Origin of the sequence: Streptomyces sp. NPDC096079 (assembly GCF_040303145.1) — a bacterium.
Lineage (GTDB): Bacteria > Actinomycetota > Actinomycetes > Streptomycetales > Streptomycetaceae > Streptomyces.
In genome coordinates, this window is record NZ_JBEOST010000033.1 from 17,184 (window position 1) to 35,568 (window position 18,385).

An 18,385-nucleotide genomic window follows, 5' to 3' on the forward strand; every position below is an offset into this window, starting at 1 on the left:
GACCATCCAGGTGATGCCGAAGCGGTCCTTGCACATGCCGAAGACGTCGCCCCACATCTGCTCGCAGCGCCCGGGTGACGGCCCCTTCGTCATGGGTGCAGCCTTGGACACAGGAGGAGAAGGCCATGGAGCACAGGAAGCCGCTCGACCGGGCCCCCGCCGGTCACGACCCGCTGCCGCCGCCGGTCGGCGGAGTGCTGTGGAGCGTCGCGGGGGACGTCAGGGCGCTCCTGATGCTGCCCGCCGCCCTCACCCTCCAGGTCGCCCACCCCGCGATCGGCGCGGGTGTCGACGACCACTCCGTCTTCCGCACCGACCCGTGGGGGCGCGGCGAGCGCTCCCTGCGCTCGCTCCAGCTGTGGATCTACGGAGGGGAGGAGGCCGCGCGGGAGGGCCGCCGGCTCCGGGAGCTGCACCGGACGATCCAGGGCACCGACGCGCACGGCCGCCGCTACCACGCCCTCACCCCGGCCTACTACTCCTGGGTGCACGCCACGGGCTTCCCCGTCTACCGGCACGGGCTCGGCCTCCTCGCCCGCCCGCTCACCGAGGCGCAGGAGCGCCAGCTGTACGCCGAGTGGCTGCGGGTCGGCAGGATCCTCGGCATCCACGACCGGGACATGCCGCAGACGATCGAGGAGTTCTGGCCGTACTACCGGAAGGTCCTCGCCGAGGAGATCGAGGCCACCACCGTCGTACGGGAGCTGCTCGACACCGATCTGCCGCTGCCCGCCCCCGACCGGGGCCCCCTGCCGCTCCGGCTCGCCCTGCGCGCCCTCTGGCCCGTCCTGCGGCGGCCCTTCCTCCGGGCGCGTGCCTTCCTCACCGTCGGCCTGATGCCGCCGGACGCGCGGGAGGCCATCGGCCTGGAGTGGACGGACGAGCAGGAACGCGCCCTGCGTCGCTTCGCCCGCGTCGTCCGCGCCGTGGTCCCCGTCCTGCCGGAGCGCCTGCGCTACCTGCCCCTGGCGAGGCGGGCCCGCGAGGCCGCCCGCCACACCCGACGCTGACGAACGGCCCCGCCGCGGCGCGGGTCGCGAGGAAGCGGCCGTACGCGGCGGGCGCGCCGCAGGACGACCGGGCGGCCCCTGTCGCCGAGGCGCCGCCCCGGCTCGTCGGAGACGCCCCCGGCCCCCGATCCCGGTGGGATCGGGGGCCGGGCCCCGGCGGGCCGGGGTGGCGCGGGTACGGGGTCAGTGCCCGGTGGGGTGACCGGTCTCGTGCTCGTGGATCGTGTTCGTCGCCGCGATCTTCTTCCAAGACTTCGGCTGCACGGGCTTCGCCGGCTCGGCCGGCTTCGCGGCGGAGCGGGCCGACGGCGCGGCGGAGGCGGACGCGGTGGCGGGGGCGGAGAGGCCCGCCCCCTTCGCCTCCGGGGCGCCCGGCTTCGTCGGCTGGAACAGCCACGTGTCGAAGAGCCCGGCCAGCGGCTTGCCGGAGATCCGCTCCGCGTACTTCACGAAGTCGGCGACCCGCGCGTTGCCGTAGGCGAACTCCTGCGGCCAGCCCTTCAGGATCGCGAAGAAGTCCTCGTCGCCGATCTCGTTGCGCAGTGCCTGGAGCGCCAGCGCGCCCCGGTCGTACACGGCGATGTGGAACTGGTTCTCCGCCCCCGGGTCACCCGGCTTCACCGTCCAGAAGGGGTCGTCGGCGGGCCGCGTGGCGTACACGTAGTCCGCGAGCTCCTGGGCCGTGCCCTCGCCCTCCTTCTCCGACCACAGCCACTGGCTGTAGCGGGCGAAGCCCTCGTTGACCCAGATGTCCTTCCAGTCGCGGACGGACACGCTGTCGCCGTACCACTGGTGGGCCAGCTCGTGGACGACCACCGACACGTTCGCGCCGTTGGCGAACTGACGCGGGCTGTAGAACGGGCGGGTCTGCGTCTCCAGCGCGAACCCGCTGGTCACGTTCGGCACGTAGCCGCCGAGGGAGTTGAAGGGGTACGGCCCGAAGACCGACTCCAGCCACTCCGCCACCTCGGTGGTGCGCTCGACCGAGGCGCGCGCGGCGCCCGCGTTGTCGCCGAGGTCCTTGCTGTACGCGTTGAGGACGGGCAGCCCGTTCGCCGTCCTGTCCGTCGTGATGTCGAACTTGCCGACCGCGAGCGTGGCCAGATAGGTCGCCTGCGGCTTGTTGGACCGCCAGTTGAAGCGGGTCCAGCCGAGCCGGGAGGACTGGGACTGCAGCACGCCGTTGCTGATGGCCTGGGTGCCGTCCGGCACGGCGATCGACACGTCGAACGTGGCCTTGTCCAGCGGGTGGTCGTTGGACGGGAACCACCAGACGGCCGAGTCCGGCTCCTGCGCGGCGACGCCGCCGTCCGGGGTGCGGGCCCAGGCCGACCAGCCGTCGATCTTGAACTCGGAGGGCTTGCCCGCGTAGCGGACGACCACCGAGATCGGGGTGTTCCTGGCCAGCGGGCTCGCCGGGGTGACCTCCAGCTCGTGGTCGCCCGAGGTGGCGAACTTCGCCGGGCGGCCGTTCACCCGGATCTCGCTGACCTTCAGGCCGAGGTCCAGGTTGAAGCGGGACAGGTCCTGCTTGGTGGTGGCGAGGATCGTCGCCGTGCCCTCCAGGAGGTCCGTGGCCGGCTGGTACGTCAGGCGCAGGTCGTAGTGCGAGACGTCGTAGCCGCCGTTGCCGCTGGTGGGGTAGTAGGAGTCGCCGATGCCCGGGGCGCCGGGGGTGAAGGAGGCCGCCGATGCCGGGATCGCCAGCAGCAGCGAGGCCGCGAGGGCGCTCGGAACGATGATTCTGCGGTGCACGGGTGCTCCCCAAGTCATAAGAAACGTAAGACGCGCGGGTGGTCGTCGGTCCTTAGTTCGGACCCTATTCAGCCCCGCGACGCACCGTCACGTCCAGAGGACCCCCTGTCACACGATCGCCATTCGGCCGACATGAACCCGCCCGTCACCGGAATGCCCCCGAATCCCCCCTGATTGCCTCCGGCGCTCTTTTGCACGGGAGTTGACCGGGGTACGTTCCGGCGCATGCCGATGCGAAAGCGGAGAACCCGCGGAGCCCGACTGACGTACGGAACCCTCGTGTCCGCGGCCACGGCCGCCCTGTTCGCCACCCTGGTCACCCCCGCGGGAGCCCGGCCGGAACCGGTCTCGCCCCCCGTGCGCGAGTCCCGCCCGGTCCACTCGTACGCCGACGCCGTCCGCGAGTCGGTCTGGGTCGACACCGGCCTCGACGGCGACGGCGACGGACGCGCCGACCGGGTCGCCGTCGACATCGTGCGCCCCCGCGAGCCCGCCGCGGCGGGCCGCAAGGTGCCGGTGATCATGGACGCCAGTCCGTACTACTCCTGCTGCGGACGCGGGAACGAGGGCCAGAAGAAGACGTACGACGCCGAGGGCGCCCCCGTCCAGATGCCGCTCTTCTACGACAACTACTTCGTCCCGCGCGGCTACGCCTTCGTCGGTGTCGACCTCGCCGGCACCAACCGCTCCGACGGCTGCGACGACGTCGGCGGACGCTCCGACGTCCGGTCGGCCAAGGCCGTCGTCGACTGGCTGAACGGCCGCGCCCGCGGCTACACCTCCCGCACCGGCGGCACCCCGGCCCGCGCCACCGCCTGGAGCACCGGGAACGTCGGCATGATCGGCAAGAGCTGGGACGGCACCATCGCCAACGGCGTCGCCGCCACCGGCGTCGAAGGGCTGAAAACGATCGTTCCGATCGGCGCCATCTCCTCCTGGTACGACTACTTCCACTCGCAGGGCGCCCCGCTCTACGACGCCAACCCGAGCTGGCTCTCGGAGTACGTGAACAGCCCCGAGGCGCAGGGCCGCTGCGCCGCCGTCCAGGAGCGGATCACCGCCGCCACCCCGTACAGCGGCGACTGGACCCCGGCCTGGACCGAGCGGGACCACGTGAAGGACGCCGGCAAGGTGAAGGCCAGCGTCTTCGTCGTCCACGGGCAGCAGGACCTCAACGTGCGCGCCGGACAGTTCGGCCAGTGGTGGGAAGCGCTCGCCGCACACGGCGTGGAGCGCAAGATCTGGCTCTCCCAGACCGGCCACGTGGACCCCTTCGACTTCCGCCGCGCCGACTGGGTCCGCACCCTGCACCGCTGGTTCGACCACTACCTCCTCGGCTACGACAACGGCGTCGACCGCGAGCCCGTCGCCGACATCGAGCGGGCCCCCGACGTCTGGACCACCGACCGCCAGTGGCCGCCGCGCACCACCGCGGCCACCACCCTGCGCCCCGCCCCCGGCGAGGCCCCGGGACCCGGCGCGCTCGGCCGCGCCCCGACCGCGCCCGGCGCCACCGCGACCTTCACCGACGACCCGGGCCTGGGCGAACTGGACTGGGCCGCCCGGATCGACGACGCGACCCCCGAGAAGGCCGGGTTCGTCACCCGCCCGCTCGCCCGGGACCTGCGGATCTCCGGGTCCTCGAAGGTGACGGTCACCGCGACCCCCACCACCTCCACCGCGCACCTCTCCGCCGTCCTCGTGGACCTCGGCCCCGCCACGATCCGGGACTACGCGGCGGCCGGCGAGGGCATCACCACGCTCACCGACCGCAGCTGCTGGGGCGCGAGCACCCCGGGCGACAGCGCCTGCTTCAAGGAGACCGCGGCCCGCACGGCGGACGTCGGCCACACGGTCGTCAGCCGCGGCTGGGCCGACCTCGGGACCTGGGCGGACCCGCGCGAGGGGCGCCCGCTGACCCCCGGAAGGGCGTACACCCTCACCCTCGACCTCGCCGCGACCGACCACGTCGTCCCGGCCGGTCACCGGCTCGCGCTGATCGTCGGCGGCACCGACAGGGACCTCCTCGACCCCCCGTCGACCAGGCCGACGCTCACCCTCGACCTGGCCCGCACCTGGGCGCGGCTGCCCCTGGTCGGGGGCGCCGCGGCCTTCGACCGGGCGACGACGGGGCCCGCCCCGGCCGTCCCGTCCGCCGCCCCCGTCCCCTCCCTGACCGGCCCGGTCCCGCCGGCCGCCGTCGCGGGACCCCGACTGCCCGGCCCGGCGGAGGCCGTGCGTCCAGGAGCCGGCCGATGAACCCCCGTACCGCACCCGTCACGATCCGGAGCCGCCGATGAACCCCCCTGTCAGGCGCCGCAGTTCCCGGCGGACGCTCGCCCTCGCGGTCGGGGCCGCCGCCCTCGCCCTGCCGCTCGTCACGGTTCCCGCCAAGGCGGCGGACAGCGCGCCCGCGCCCGCCCTTCCGCGCACCGGATTCGAGGAGAGCCGGGGCGCCCGGTGGACGACCGAGGCCGAGGAGGCCGCGTTCCTCGCCGCGGTCGACCGGGGCAGCGACCGGGTGTCGCTGCGCGGGATCGGCACCACCGGGCAGGGCCGTCCGCTGCGGCTCGCCACCCTCGGCGCGGACCACGCGCGCACGACCGTGCTGCTCGTGTGCAGTCAGCACGGCGACGAGCCGGCGGGCCGGGAAGCCTGTCTGAGCACGGTGCGCGACCTCGCCTTCGCCCAGGACCGGGAGACCCGCCGGTTCCTCGCCCGCACCACCCTCCTCGTGGTGCCCACCGCGAATCCCGACGGCCGGGAGGCGGACACCCGCGGCAACGGCGACGGCGTCGACGTCAACCGCGACCACATCGCCCTGCGGACCGCCGAGGCGCGCGCGGTCGCCGCCGTCATCCGCGACCGGCGGCCCGCCCTCGTGTACGACCTCCACGAGTACGGCGCCACCCCCCGGTTCTACGACAAGGACCTGCTCGCCCTCTGGCCGCGCAGCCTCGACACCGATCCGCGCGTGCACGCGGAGTCGAGGACGCTCTCGGAGTCGTACGTCCGGCCCACCGCGGGACTCGCCGGGTACAGCAGCGGGATCTACGGCATCTGGACCGATCCCCTCACGGGCGAGCCGGTCAAGCAGGTCGCCGGTGACGGCCAGGAGCGGATCCTGCGCAACACGGCCGGCGTCAAGCACTCCGCCGGGCTGCTCGTCGAGACCCGGGTGGACGCTCTCGACCAGGCCGAGCAGGACGACCCGGCGCTCAACCACCGCCGCCGCGTCGCCACCCAGCACGCCGCCCTGAAGGGGGCCTTCGCCTATCTGGACGAGCGGCGCGGACCGCTCGCGGCGGCCACCGCCCTCGCCAGGAGCGCGGGCTTCGCGGACCGGGGCCCGGTCTATCTCGGCGGCGCCGACAACGACCCCGCCGAGCCCGCCGAGATCCTCGCCGACCCGCCGTGCGGCTACCGCCTGTCCGCCGCGCAGTACGCCGAGGCCGGCGACGAACTCGCCCTGCACGGCGTGACCGTGCGGGCGGACGGCGCCGGGGCGTTCGTACCGCTGCGCCAGTCGCAGCGCGCGCTCGTCCCGCTGCTCCTGGACGCGCGGGCGACCTATCACCTCGTCAGTGGGAGTCCTGTGGAGAGGTGTTGACGATCGGGTGACCGCGGTCCGGTGTGGCGTGAATGCGATTTTTGCCGAGGTAAAGTTACCTGCTGGTACTGACCATGCCTCGAACAGGCCCACAAGGCCTTGAAGTTGGAGAACCGCCATGCGCCACACCAAGCCCGCGCGCCGTGCCCTCACGGGCCTGCTCGCCACCACGCTGCTCGCCGGGGGCGTGCTGTTCGGACAGACGGTGACCGCCGAGCCGGCCGCCGCCAAGCCCATCACCTGCAACGTCGGCAAGCTGCGGGCCGAGGCCCACAAGGAGCGCGACCGGGGCAACAAGCTCAAGCACCTCGGCGCCACGGCGGAGGCCCGCAAGGCCTTCGCCCGCGCCGACGCCCTGGAGCGCCAGGCCAGGGCCTGCGAGGACGCGGACGACAGCAGCAGGCCGCCGCTCTGGAAGTAGCGGTCGGTGCGTCACGCGGGGCGGTTGCCATCCGAAAGGACGGCGACCGCCCCGCGGCCGTTCCCGGCCACCACGGGGCGCCCGCCACCGTCGAGGTCGTCCCCGTCACGGATTCCCGTGACCAGATCCGCACCCGCAGCCCGCGCCAAGGCCAGTACCGTCGCCGTCGCGAGGCCCACGACCCCGCCACCCGCCACGATTTCGTCGCCCGTCAGGTCCGGACCGTACCGGCGGCGGTCCGGACCGTACCGGGACCGGGACATTTCCGGGACGGCCCGGCCACGGAACGGGGAAACACTGGAGTCATGCCGGTCCCGTACACGCCCCTCGACCTCGTCCCCGCCGCCGCGCCGGGCGGCGACCACCCCGCTCACGACTTCCTCGTCGACGGCAGGCCGCTGCTCCACCGGCTCGACGAGACCGACGGCTTCGACACCGTCTCGCCCCTCGCGGCGGACCTCCCGCCCACCGTCCGTCCCGAGCGCGCCCACCGCCTCCTCCTCGCCGACGGCACGCGCCAGGTGATCCACTCCTGCCCCGACTGCGAGGATCCCGGCTGCGGCGCGGTGACCGCCGTCGTCGCCCGTGACGGCGGCGACGTCGTCTGGCGCGACTTCGCCTGGCAGACGGGGCCCGCCGTGGACCTCGCGCGCGAGGGCTACCCCGGCGTCGGCCCGTACCGCTTCCACGGCCCGGCCTACCGGTCCGTGCTGCTCCGGCTCCTCGCATCCTCGGCGTGTCGCCGCGTCGCCTAGGATTCGTTCCCTGATGACTGCCACCCTCGTCGCCAAGGACCTCGCCGCCGGCCACGGCGAACGCACCCTCTTCGCCGGGCTCGACCTCGTCGTCGCCCCCGGCGACGTCATCGGCCTCGTCGGCGTCAACGGCGCCGGCAAGTCGACGCTGCTGCGGCTGCTCGCCGGGCTCGACACCCCGGAGGAGGGCGAGCTGCGGCTCTCCCCGCCCACCGCCGCCGTCGGGCACCTCCCGCAGGAGCCCGAGCGGCGCGCCGGGGAGACCGTGCGCGCGTTCCTCGCCCGCCGCACCGGCGTCGCCGCCGCCCAGGCCGCCATGGACGAGGCCACCCAGGGGCTCGTCGACGGCACGCCCGGCGCCGACGACGCGTACGCGACCACCCTGGAGCGCTGGCTGGACCTCGGCGGCGCCGACCTCGACGAGCGCGCCGAGGAGGTCGCCGACTCCCTCGGCCTCACCGTCGGCCTCGACCAGCCGATGACCGGACTCTCCGGCGGTCAGGCCGCCCGCGCCGGCCTCGCCTCGCTGCTGCTCTCCCGCTACGACGTCTTCCTGCTCGACGAGCCGACCAACGACCTCGACCTCGAAGGCCTGGAGCGCCTGGAGTCCTTCGTGAAGGGGCTGCGCGCCGGGACGGTCGTCGTCAGCCACGACCGCGAGTTCCTCACCCGCACCGTCACCAAGGTCCTCGAACTCGACCTCGCCCAGCAGCAGATCACCCTGTACGGCGGCGGCTACGAGGCCTACCTGGAGGAGCGGGACACCGCCCGGCGCCACGCGCGCGAGGAGTACGAGGAGTACGCCGGCAAGAAGGCGGCCCTCGAAGCCCGCGGCCACATGCAGCGGTCCTGGATGGACAAGGGCGTCAAGAACGCCCGCCGCAAGGCCACCGACGGCGACAAGCTCGGCCGCAACGCCCGCAGCGAGGCCAGCGAGAAGCAGGCCGCGAAGGCCCGGCAGACCCAGCGCATGATCGAACGCCTCGACGTCGTCGACGAGCCCCGCAAGGAGTGGGAGCTGCGCATGGAGATCGCCGCCGCGCCCCGCTCGGGCTCGGTCGTCGCGACCCTCCGCGAGGCCGAGGTGCGCCGCGGCGACTTCGCCTTCGGACCCGTCACCCTCCAGATCGACTGGGCCGACCGGGTCGCCGTCACCGGGGCCAACGGCGCCGGGAAGTCGACCCTGCTGGCCGCCCTCCTCGGCCGGCTCCCGCTGGACTCCGGCGACGCGTTCCTCGGCTCCGGCGTCGTCGTCGGCGAGGTCGACCAGGCCCGCAAGCTCTTCCACGGCACGGAGTCGCTCCTGGAGGCGTTCTGCGCGGCCGTGCCCGACACCGAGCCCGCCGACGTCCGCACGCTGCTCGCCAAGTTCGGTCTCAAGGCCGTCCACGTCATGCGGCCCGCCACCACGCTCTCCCCGGGCGAGCGGACGCGCGCCGCGCTGGCCCTGCTCCAGGGCCGGGGCGTGAACCTGCTCGTCCTCGACGAGCCGACGAACCACCTGGACCTGCCGGCCATCGAGCAGCTGGAGTCCGCCCTCGACTCGTACACCGGCACGCTGCTGCTCGTCACCCACGACCGGCGCATGCTCGACGCGGTCCGCACCACCCGTCGCGTCGAGGTCGCCGACGGGAAGGTGACCGAGCTCTGATGCCGGTTCCGTGCCCACGGTGCCCGCGATGACGGTCTCCTTCGGCTGGGGGCCCGTCGAGTCACGGGTCCTCGCCCCGGCGGCCGCGTGCGTGGTCGTCGTCGACGTGCTGTCCTTCACCACCTCCGTGGGCGTCGCCGTGGAGGGCGGCACCGCCGTCCTCCCGTACCGCTGGAGGGATGCCACGGCCGTCGCGCACGCACGGGAGAACGACGCCGTGCTCGCCGTCGGCCGGCGCGAGGCCACCGAAGCGCATCCGTGGTCGCTGTCCCCGGCGGCCCTGCGCGCCGCCCCGAGGCCGCCGCGCCTGGTCCTGCCGTCCCCGAACGGCTCCACCATCGCGGCGGAGGCCGCCGCGGGCGGCGCGGCCGTCGTCGCCGCCTCCCTGCGCAACCACTCGGCGGTGGCGCGCCTGCTCCGCGACCTGGGATACGGCACGGCGGACCGCCCGCTCGCCGTCGTCGCCTCGGGCGAGCGGTGGCCCGACGGCTCGCTGCGCCCGGCGCTGGAGGATCTGCTCGGTGCCGGAGCGGTGCTCTCCGCGCTGCGGGGCACCCACACCCTGACCCCGGAGGCGACCGCGGCGGCGACGCTGTGGGACGCGACCGAGGACCCGGTCGCCGCCTTGCACGGCTGCGGCTCGGGCCGTGAACTGTACGAGTACGGCTTTCCGCAGGACGTGGCCGTGGCCGCCGAGATCGACCACTCGGCGACCGTACCCGTCCTCGTGGAGGGCGCTTTCCAGGAGGCACGATGACCGACCTACTGACCCGGCTGACCGAGATGCTGGACGATCTGGACGCGGACGTGGACGAGACGATCGACCTCGCCGACGAGATCGCGGCCTCGGGTGACGCCGCGCTCCTGCCGCGCCTCCAGGCGGAGCTGGACCGTGCCCTCACGGAGCGGAACGCCTACGCCCGTGAGCTCCTCGGCGGCGTCCTCGCGGCCCTCGGGGGCCCGGACGCCCTTCCGGCCCTGATCCGCGCCTCCGCCGTCGACCTCGGCGACGACCAGGACGGCCTGGCGGCCGAGATCGTCGAGCTGGTCCAGGCGGATCCGAAGGCGGCCCGCCGTGTCCTGCAGCCGATGACCGAGGACGAGGACCTCTCGGTCGCGAACCGCGCCGACTGGGCGCTGCGCTTCCTGCCGTAGCCGGGCGTACGCGAGGAGGCCACGGCCCGGTGGGCCGTGGCCTCGCTTCACGCGGACGCGGGGGTCGGCGGTCTACCAGAAGTTGCTGCAGTCGATCTGGCCGGTGCCGGAGTCCTTGATGCAGACGCGGTAGTAGTTGCTGCTGCCGCCGAGCATGTTGGACCAGTCGCTGCCCGGGTCGGGGAACTCGACCTCAAGGCTCCGGAGGAAGCCGGTGCCGTAGCCCGACCACTTCTCGATGTAGCCGTACTTGGGCCACCAGGCGTTGGGGCCGGAGGGGTCGGTGACGCGGACCCAGGCGGCCTGGCACGCGGGGGACCAGCGCAGCTCGGCCTTGAGGCTGCCGTCGGCGTACGCGGTCTGCTTGGTGACGGCGTCGCCGTCGCAGGCCATGGAGACGGGGCCGCGGTTGTCACAGCCGGCGCCGGTGCAGCCGGCGGCGTACGAGGTGCCCGCGAGCGGGACGAGGGCCATGGTCATCGCGGCGGCGGACACGCCGGCCATCTTCGCGAGGATGCGCTTCATCAGGGGATGCCACTTCCGGGGGGAGGGTGTGTCGGGGACTTCACGCGCGGCCAGGGCCCGTCGGGCCGTGGCCGCGTTCCTGCGGACGCGGGGGTCCGGGTCTACCAGTAGGGGCTGCAGGTGACGTCGCCCGTGCCGGTGTCCTTGAGGCACACGCGGTAGTAGTAGCCGCTGCCGCCGAGCATGTTGGACCAGTCGGAGCCCGGGTCCGGGATCTTGACCGAGAGGCTGCGGACGAGCGGACCGGCGTAGCCGTTGTGCTTCTCGATGTAGCCGAGGTGGTCCCACCAGTTGTCGGGGCCGTAGGGGTCGGTGACGCGGACCCAGGCGGCCTGGCACTTGGGCGACCAGCGCAGCTCGGCCTTGTCGATGCCGTCGGAGACGGACGCCTTGGTGACGGCGTCGCCGTCACAGGCCTGCGAGACCGGGCCGAGGTTGTCGCAGCCGGCGCCGGTGCAGCCGGCGGCGTACGAGGTGCCCGCGAGCGGGACGAGAGCCATGGTCATCGCGGCGGCGGAGATGCCCGCGACCTTCGCGATCATGCGCTTCATGGACGTGCGACCTCCAGGAGCAAGGAAGAGTTCGTGCCTCCGGAGGAGGCCGGAGATGATCATGGTGGCTTGATCTGAGCGCGTCAACGGGTAAATCGGGCGACCTCCTCCGGTTTTCGCGGCGCCCCACAGCAGGAGGCCACAGCCCGGTGGGCTGTGGCCTCGCTCACCCGTTCGCCGGGGCCGGTCTACCAGAAGGGGGTGCAGTCCACCTCGTTCGTGGCGGCGGGGGCGCTGATGCAGGCGCGGTAGTAGGAGGTGGAGCCGCCCAGCATGTTGGTCCAGTCCGTGCCCGGGTTGGGGAACGTCACCTGGAGGCTGCGCTGGAACCCGGTGCCGTAGCCCGACCACTTCTCGATGACGCCGTACCGCTCGTACCACTGCTCACCGGTGGCGGTGACCCGGGCCCAGGCGGCCTGGCAGGTGGGGGACCAGCGCAGCTCGACCCTCAGGCCGGAGTGGGTGCGGGACGTCGCGCTGCCCTTGGTGACGGCGTCGCCGTCACAGCCCATGGAGACGGGGCCGCGGTTGTCACAGCCGGCACCGGAGCAGCCGGCGGCGTACGAGGTGCCCGCGAGCGGGACGAGGGCCATGGTCATCGCGGCGGCCGAGACCGTCGCCACCTTCGCGATCATGCGCTTCATGGACGTGGAACCTCCACAGAATCAGGACGAGACTGCGCCCCCCCGTGGAGGCCGAAGCTGATCATGGTCGGCTGTTCTGTGCGCGTCAATGGTTTAATTCGCGCCACCTCGTCGGGGCTGTCCGACGCCGCGGGGCCGCCCCCGCGACCCCTGTGGGAGTCACCGGGACGGCCCCGCGGCGGCGGCTCGGAAACCAGCTCCGACCTGGTGTTCTATCGGCGCTTGCGGTCGCCTTCGCCCAGCAGGCCGGCCTTGCGCAGCGCGTCCGCCATCGCACTGTTGGCGGGCGCGGGCGCCGCCGAACGATCCCGGCCACCCCGCTCGCCGCGATCATTCCGGTTAGCGCCCTCGGCCTGGCGGCCACCGCCCTGGCGCTGCTGCGGCGGACGGCCGGAGCGCTCGCCCCGATCCCCGCGCTCGCCCCGCTCGCGCCGGGGCGAACCGCCCTGGCCCTCGGCCCCCGGCTCGTCGTCCAGCCGCAGCGTCAGCGAGATCCGCTTGCGCGGGATGTCCACGTCCAGGACTTTCACCTTGACCACGTCGCCGGGCTTCACCACGTCACGCGGGTCCTTGACGAAGGTCTTCGACATCGCCGACACGTGGACCAGGCCGTCCTGGTGCACACCGACGTCCACGAACGCGCCGAACGCGGCCACGTTGGTGACCACGCCCTCCAGGACCATCCCGGACGCCAGGTCGCCGATCTTCTCCACGCCCTCCTTGAAGGTGGCCGTGCGGAACGCGGGACGCGGGTCACGGCCCGGCTTCTCCAGCTCGCGCAGGATGTCCGTCACCGTCGGCAGACCGAAGGTCTCGTCGACGAAGTCGTCCGCCCGCAGCGAGCGCAGCGTGCCCGTGTCGCCGATCAGCGCCGCGACCTCGCCGCCGGTCGTCTTCACCATCCGGCGCACCACGGGGTACGCCTCCGGGTGCACCGAGGAGGCGTCCAGCGGGTCGTCGCCGCCCCGGATGCGCAGGAAGCCCGCGCACTGCTCGTACGCCTTCGGGCCGAGCCTGGCGACGTCCTTGAGCGCCCGGCGGGAGCGGAAGGGGCCGTTGGCGTCGCGGTGCGCGACGATGTTCTCCGCGAGCCCGGAGCTGATGCCCGAGACCCGCGAGAGCAGCGGCGCCGAGGCGGTGTTGACGTCCACGCCGACACCGTTCACACAGTCCTCGACCACCGCGTCGAGCGAGCGCGAGAGCTTCACCTCGGCCAGGTCGTGCTGGTACTGGCCGACGCCGATCGACTTCGGGTCGATCTTCACCAGCTCGGCGAGCGGGTCCTGGAGCCGCCGGGCGATGGAGACGGCGCCGCGCAACGACACGTCCAGGCCCGGGAGTTCCTGCGAGGCGAAGGCGGAGGCCGAGTAGACCGAGGCGCCCGCCTCCGAGACCATCACCTTGGTCAGCTTCAACTCCGGGTGCTTCGCGAGGAGTTCGGCCGCCAGCTTGTCGGTCTCGCGGGAGGCCGTGCCGTTGCCGATGGCGACCAGCTCGACCGCGTGCTCCTTCGCGAGCCGCGCCAGCCTCTCCAGCGCCTGGTCCCACTTGTTGGCGGGGACGTGCGGGTAGATCGTGTCGGTGGCGACCACCTTGCCGGTCGCGTCGACGACCGCGACCTTCACGCCCGTGCGGAAACCGGGGTCGAGTCCCAGGGTCGCCCGGGTGCCGGCCGGAGCGGCGAGCAGCAGGTCCCGCAGGTTCGCCGCGAAGACCCGGACCGCCTCGTCCTCGGCGGCCGTCCGCAGCCGCAGCCGCAGATCGATCCCCAGGTGCACCAGGATGCGCGTCCGCCAGGCCCAGCGGACCGTGTCCTGGAGCCACTTGTCCCCGGGGCGGCCCCGGTCGGCGACGCCGAAGCGGCCCGCGACGATCCCCTCGTACGATGAGGGGCCCTCGGTGGGCTCCTCCGGTTCGAGCTCCAGGCCGAGGACGTCCTCCTTCTCGCCGCGCAGCATGGCGAGCACCCGGTGCGAGGGCAGCGCGGTGAAGGGCTCGGCGAACGCGAAGTAGTCGGCGAACTTCGCTCCCGCCTCCTCCTGCCCGTCGCGGACCTTCGCCACCAGGCGCCCGCGGCCCCACATGCGCTCGCGCAGCTCGCCGATGAGGTCGGCGTCCTCGGAGAACTTCTCGGCGAGGATCGCCCGCGCGCCCTCCAGGGCCGCGGCGGGGTCCGCGACGCCCTTGTCGCCGTCCACGAAGGCCGCGGCGGCGGCCGCGGGCTCCACGGACGGGTCGGCGAGCAGGCCCTCGGCCAGCGGCTCCAGACCGGCCTCACGGGCGATCTGGGCCTTCGTCCGGCGCTTCGGCTTGAACGGCAGGTAGATGTCCTCCAGGCGCGCCTTGGTGTCGGCGGCCCGGATGCTCGCCTCCAGCGCCTCCGTCAGCTTGCCCTGCTCGCGGACCGAATCGAGGATCGCCGACCGGCGGTCCTCCAGCTCGCGCAGATAGCGCAGCCGCTCCTCCAGGGTGCGCAGCTGCGCGTCGTCGAGCATCTCGGTCGCTTCCTTGCGGTAGCGCGCGATGAACGGCACGGTCGAACCGCCGTCGAGGAGCTCGACGGCTGCCTTCACCTGTCGCTCGCGTACGCCGAGCTCCTCGGCGATCCTTGCTTCGATGGACGTCGTCACGGTGTCCCGACTCGCCTTCTCGTGCCTCAAGCTTGCGAGTGCATTCTGCCGGGTCGGTCACCCGGACGCGGTAACCGACCCGTCCCGCGCGCGTCCCCGGCCCACCCGGGCCGGACCCCGCCGGACCCCGTCAGCCCCTGCCGACCAGGTCCGCCGGGAAGGCGCCCGCGGCGGCCGCCGCGAACAGGAAGCCGCGCCCCAGCTCGGTGAGCCGCTCGACCCCGGCCGCGCCGAGGTGCTCGTACGGGGCGGAGTCCAGCCGGTCCGTCTGCTCCTCCAGCTCGGCGCGCAGGGCCGTGCCCGAGTCCGTCAGCTCGCCGTCGGCGTCGAGGATCCCGCGCTCGCGCAGCCGCTCCGTGGCCGCCTCCCAGTCCTCGCGCCGCCAGCCGCGCGTGCCGAGGACCCAGCGCGGGGCCATGCCCTTGCCGGTGGCGGTGTGCGAGGCGAGGGCCTCGACGGGGTCCAGCCCCGCGGACAGCAGCGCCGTGAGGTGGCCGTCGCCCCGGTGCTCGCGGAGGAGGGTGGCGGCCCACCAGTACGCGAGGTGGGGCCGCTCGGGCACGGGCAGGTCGGCGTGGGCCGAGTAGAGCGGCCGGGCGTGCCGGGTGCAGGCCTCGGTGGCGCGCAGGGCGAGCTCCGCCGCCTCGGCCATCTCCGGCGAGGCCACGGCCTCGTCGCCGAGCAGCCGGCGCAGGGTCGCGTCGACGGTCCGCAGCCGCGCGTCCAGGGCCTCGGCGGGGGAGACGGTCTCCCAGACGGCCGGAAGGTGCCGCGCGAGGAACGCGTGGTCGTAGTTGTAGAAGGTCGCGGCGACCGTGCCCGCGCCCACCGCGCCGAGTGCCGCGCTCCGGGCGGCGAGCCGCATCGCGCTCCGGTCGGTGACGCCGAGGGCGGTGAACTCGCGGTCCAGGTCGGGCGAGAAGTACAGCGTGGAGTGCAGGGGGTTGAGGGCGTTGTGGCAGCGCCGTCCGGCGCGCGGGGGGAGGGCAGTCGTCATGGAGCATCACGTTACCGACTGGTCGGTACGACGGGAACGGCCGGGCCGAACCCGGGGAGCGCCCATGGCAGGAAAGGTGGGGTCCGCGTCGTTGCGGACGCCCCCGGGCCCGCGAAGGATGGGGCCATGACGCAGCGACCCGTCCTCGTCGTCCTCTTCGACGACGTCCAGAGCCTCGACGTCACCGGCCCCGTCGAGGTGTTCGCCGGTGCGGCCCGCGCCGCCGGGGACCCCTCCGCCTACCCGCTCCGCACCGCCTCCCTGGACGGCGGACCTGTCCGCACGCACAGCGGACTGCGACTGCTCCCCGACACGCGCCTCGACGACGCCGTCGCCGACGGGCCGCCGCACACCCTCGTCGTCCCCGGCGGCGAAGGCACCCGCGCGCCCGACCCGGCCCTGGTCGACTGGCTCCGCGTCCACGCCCCGCGGGCCGAGCGGCTGGTCTCCGTGTGCACCGGGGCGCTGCTCCTCGCCGACGCCGGGCTCCTCGACGGCCACCGGGCCACCACCCACTGGACCGCCTGCGAGCACCTCGCCCGCCGCCACCCCGGGGTCGAGGTGGACCCGGACCCCATCTTCGTCCGGGACGGGCGGCTGTCCACCTCCGCCGGGGTCACCGCCGGCATCGACCTGGCCCTCGCCCTCGTCGAGGAGGACCACGGCCGCGACGTCGCGCTCACCGTCGCCCGGCACCTGGTCGTGTTCCTGCGCCGCCCCGGCAACCAGGCCCAGTTCAGCGCCCAGCTGTCCGCCCAGACCGCCCGCAGGGAACCGCTGCGGGACCTCCAGCAGTGGATCAGCGAGCACCCGGCCGGAGACCTCTCGGTCGAGGCGCTCGCCGCCCGCGCCCGCCTCTCGCCCCGCCACTTCGCCCGCGCCTTCCACGCGGAGACCGGCGTCCCGCCCGGCCGCTACGTCGACCGGATCCGCCTCGAACACGCCCGCCGCCTCCTGGAGGAGACCTCGCGCGGCGTCGAGGAGGTCGCCCGCACCTCCGGCTACGGCACGCCCGAGACCATGCGCCGCGCCTTCCTGAAGGCCCTGGGGACCGGTCCCGCGGAGTACCGCCGCCGCTTCCACGTCTCACCCACCTGAGAGGAACCCGCACATGCAGATCGCCGTCCTGCTCTACGACCGCTTCACCACCCTCGACGCCGTCGGCCCGTACGAGCTGCTCGCCCGGCTGCCCGGCGCCGAGACCGTCTTCGTGGCGAAGGAGGCGGGCCCCGTCCGCAACGACCAGGGCAGCCTCGCGCTCGTCGCCGACCGGAGCCTCGCCGAGGTCCCGCGCCCGGACGTCGTCCTGGTCCCCGGCGGCCCCGACGCCCGGGTCGCCCTGCACGACCCGGAGACCCTCGACTGGCTCCGTACGGCCGACGCCACCAGCACGTGGACCACCTCGGTCTGCACCGGTTCGCTGATCCTCGCCGCGGCGGGACTCCTGAAGGACCGCCGGGCCACCACCCACTGGCTCGCCTTCGACGAACTGCGCGCGCTCGGCGTCGAGCCCACCGGCGAGCGGGTCGTCTTCGACGGCAAGTACGTCACGGCCGCCGGCGTCTCCTCCGGCATCGACATGGCACTGCACCTGCTCGGCCGGATCGCCGGGGACGAGACCGCGCAGACGATCCAGCTGCTCACCGAGTACGACCCCCAGCCGCCGTACGACGCGGGCTCGTCGGAGAAGGCCCCGGCGGCGATCGTCGCGCGGTGGCGGAGCGTGCGGACGGAGGACCTCCCCCAGGGGCGCTGAGGGCAGGCCCGCCGGGGCTCAGAGCCCGTACGTGAAGCGGGGCGCGCGGCGCTCCAGGAAGGCGGTGACGCCCTCGGCGGTGTCGCCGCTGCCGCGTGCCTGCTCCGCCCAGTGGGCGTCCCGGTCCAGGCGCCCGTCGGCGAACTCCTTGGCCGCCGCCTGTGTGAGCAGCGAGCGGGAGGCCAGGACCCGGGCGAACTCGGCCACCCGCTTGTCCAGCGCGCCCGCCGGGTGCAGCTCGTCCACGAAGCCGGTCCGCAGCGCCCGCTCCGCTTCCATCAACTCGCCGGAGAACAGCAGGTACTTGGCGGTCGAGGGGCCGACCAGGGCGGTGAGCCTGCGGGTCGAGGAGGACGGATAGACGATGCCGAGCTTCGAGGGCGTGATCCCGAAGCGGGCGCCCTCCTCGGCGAAGCGCAGGTCGCAGGCCGCGGCCAGCTGGCTGCCGCCGCCGACGCAGAAGCCGCGGACGGCGGCGAGCGTCGGCTTGGGGAAGGCGGCGAGCGCCTCCTCGGCCCGTACCGCGAGGGTCTGCTGCTCGTCGCCCGGCTCCCGCAGCGCCGAGATGTCCGCCCCGGCGCAGAAGGTGTCGCCCTCGCCGGTGAGGACCAGGACCCGGACGGCGGGGTCGGCGGCGAGCCGCTCCAGAACGCCGGGCAGGGCGCGCCACATCCCGGCGCTCATCGCGTTGCGCTTGACGGGGTTGGCGATGACGACGGTGGCGATCCCGTCCGTGGCGCTGTCCTTCAGCTGCGGCTCCATGGGCCGGATGCTATCCGCAGGGCCCGAACGTACGATCAGGAAGCCCGCGCCTGTACGTCCTCGGGGTCTTTTTCTCGGGGGCCCTCAGGAAACGCACAGGAATGGTCGAACAACTGACGTTGGCATACTCGGCCGATCAGAAAGCAGCCGATAAGTGTCGACT

General features: G+C 73.8%; 17 protein-coding genes and 1 pseudogene. 10 read left to right on the top strand and 8 right to left on the bottom strand.

Annotated features, from left to right (window positions below; translation table 11 throughout):
• The first annotated feature begins 125 nt into the window (after positions 1-125).
• A complete protein-coding gene (locus ABTY59_RS35370) occupies positions 126-1,010 on the top strand; it encodes an oxygenase MpaB family protein (protein ID WP_352023246.1) in 885 nt (294 codons plus the stop codon).
• Positions 1,011-1,193: 183 nt separating this feature from the next.
• Here ABTY59_RS35370 and ABTY59_RS35375 read toward each other — a convergent pair whose 3' ends face one another.
• Positions 1,194-2,765, bottom strand: coding sequence for a M1 family metallopeptidase (locus tag ABTY59_RS35375; protein ID WP_352023247.1), 1,572 nt, complete (start codon positions 2,763-2,765; stop codon positions 1,194-1,196).
• 225 nt (positions 2,766-2,990) lie between these two features.
• Here ABTY59_RS35375 and ABTY59_RS35380 point away from each other — a divergent pair, with 225 nt between their 5' ends.
• The 3 genes from ABTY59_RS35380 (at position 2,991) to ABTY59_RS35390 (ending at position 6,796) form a co-directional block, all read left to right on the top strand.
• The gene (locus tag ABTY59_RS35380; RefSeq protein WP_352023248.1) at positions 2,991-5,024 is read left to right on the top strand and encodes a Xaa-Pro dipeptidyl-peptidase; all 2,034 of its coding nucleotides are present in this window, start codon (positions 2,991-2,993) and stop codon (positions 5,022-5,024) included.
• Positions 5,025-5,061: 37 nt separating this feature from the next.
• A complete protein-coding gene (locus ABTY59_RS35385; protein WP_352023249.1) occupies positions 5,062-6,375 on the top strand; it encodes a M14 family metallopeptidase in 1,314 nt (437 codons plus the stop codon).
• Between the two features lie 118 nt (positions 6,376-6,493).
• Positions 6,494-6,796, top strand: a complete 303-nt coding sequence (locus ABTY59_RS35390) for a hypothetical protein (RefSeq protein ID WP_352023250.1) — start codon at positions 6,494-6,496, stop codon at positions 6,794-6,796.
• Positions 6,797-6,860: 64 nt separating this feature from the next.
• On the opposite strand, the pseudogene ABTY59_RS35395 reads toward ABTY59_RS35390, so the two are convergent.
• Positions 6,861-7,059 (bottom strand): annotated as a pseudogene (locus ABTY59_RS35395) (FAD-binding protein); the annotation flags it as partial.
• A 42-nt stretch (positions 7,060-7,101) separates the two neighbouring features.
• Here ABTY59_RS35395 and ABTY59_RS35400 point away from each other — a divergent pair.
• Genes ABTY59_RS35400 through ABTY59_RS35415 form a run of 4 tightly spaced genes read left to right on the top strand, consistent with a single transcriptional unit; the run spans position 7,102 to position 10,357 of the window.
• Positions 7,102-7,551, top strand: a complete 450-nt coding sequence (locus ABTY59_RS35400) for a hypothetical protein (protein ID WP_352023251.1) — start codon at positions 7,102-7,104, stop codon at positions 7,549-7,551.
• Between the two features lie 13 nt (positions 7,552-7,564).
• Positions 7,565-9,202: an ABC-F family ATP-binding cassette domain-containing protein gene (locus ABTY59_RS35405; RefSeq protein ID WP_352023252.1), complete on the top strand. Its 1,638-nt coding sequence runs from the start codon at positions 7,565-7,567 to the stop codon at positions 9,200-9,202.
• A gap of 28 nt (positions 9,203-9,230) precedes the next feature.
• Positions 9,231-9,959 carry a 2-phosphosulfolactate phosphatase gene (locus ABTY59_RS35410; RefSeq protein WP_352023253.1) on the top strand — a complete coding sequence of 243 codons (729 nt, stop codon included), beginning with the start codon at positions 9,231-9,233 and terminating at the stop codon, positions 9,957-9,959.
• Entirely contained in the window at positions 9,956-10,357 is a 402-nt protein-coding gene (locus ABTY59_RS35415; RefSeq protein ID WP_352023254.1) for a hypothetical protein, read from the top strand. The genes ABTY59_RS35410 and ABTY59_RS35415 overlap by 4 nt, the downstream gene beginning before the upstream one ends.
• Positions 10,358-10,429: 72 nt before the next feature.
• On the opposite strand, the gene ABTY59_RS35420 is transcribed toward ABTY59_RS35415, so the two are convergent.
• The 5 genes from ABTY59_RS35420 to ABTY59_RS35440 all read right to left on the bottom strand — a co-directional run bounded on the left by ABTY59_RS35420 (position 10,430) and on the right by ABTY59_RS35440 (position 15,704).
• A complete protein-coding gene (locus ABTY59_RS35420; RefSeq protein WP_352023255.1) occupies positions 10,430-10,882 on the bottom strand; it encodes a DUF2690 domain-containing protein in 453 nt (150 codons plus the stop codon).
• Between the two features lie 101 nt (positions 10,883-10,983).
• Positions 10,984-11,433, bottom strand: a complete 450-nt coding sequence (locus ABTY59_RS35425; RefSeq protein ID WP_352023256.1) for a DUF2690 domain-containing protein — start codon at positions 11,431-11,433, stop codon at positions 10,984-10,986.
• Between the two features lie 188 nt (positions 11,434-11,621).
• Entirely contained in the window at positions 11,622-12,077 is a 456-nt protein-coding gene (locus tag ABTY59_RS35430) for a DUF2690 domain-containing protein (protein ID WP_352023257.1), read from the bottom strand.
• Between the two features lie 212 nt (positions 12,078-12,289).
• The gene (locus ABTY59_RS35435; protein ID WP_352023258.1) at positions 12,290-14,707 is read right to left on the bottom strand and encodes a Tex family protein; all 2,418 of its coding nucleotides are present in this window, start codon (positions 14,705-14,707) and stop codon (positions 12,290-12,292) included.
• Between the two features lie 130 nt (positions 14,708-14,837).
• Positions 14,838-15,704, bottom strand: coding sequence for an SCO6745 family protein (locus ABTY59_RS35440; RefSeq protein ID WP_352023259.1), 867 nt, complete (start codon positions 15,702-15,704; stop codon positions 14,838-14,840).
• A 126-nt stretch (positions 15,705-15,830) separates the two neighbouring features.
• On the opposite strand from ABTY59_RS35440, the gene ABTY59_RS35445 reads away from it, so the two are divergent.
• A complete protein-coding gene (locus ABTY59_RS35445) occupies positions 15,831-16,802 on the top strand; it encodes a GlxA family transcriptional regulator (RefSeq protein WP_352023260.1) in 972 nt (323 codons plus the stop codon).
• Positions 16,803-16,815: 13 nt separating this feature from the next.
• The gene (locus ABTY59_RS35450) at positions 16,816-17,460 is read left to right on the top strand and encodes a DJ-1/PfpI family protein (protein ID WP_352023261.1); all 645 of its coding nucleotides are present in this window, start codon (positions 16,816-16,818) and stop codon (positions 17,458-17,460) included.
• Between the two features lie 18 nt (positions 17,461-17,478).
• Here the strand turns inward: ABTY59_RS35450 and ABTY59_RS35455 are convergent, their stop codons facing one another.
• Positions 17,479-18,222 carry an enoyl-CoA hydratase/isomerase family protein gene (locus ABTY59_RS35455; protein ID WP_352023262.1) on the bottom strand — a complete coding sequence of 248 codons (744 nt, stop codon included), beginning with the start codon at positions 18,220-18,222 and terminating at the stop codon, positions 17,479-17,481.
• Positions 18,223-18,385: the final 163 nt, after the last annotated feature.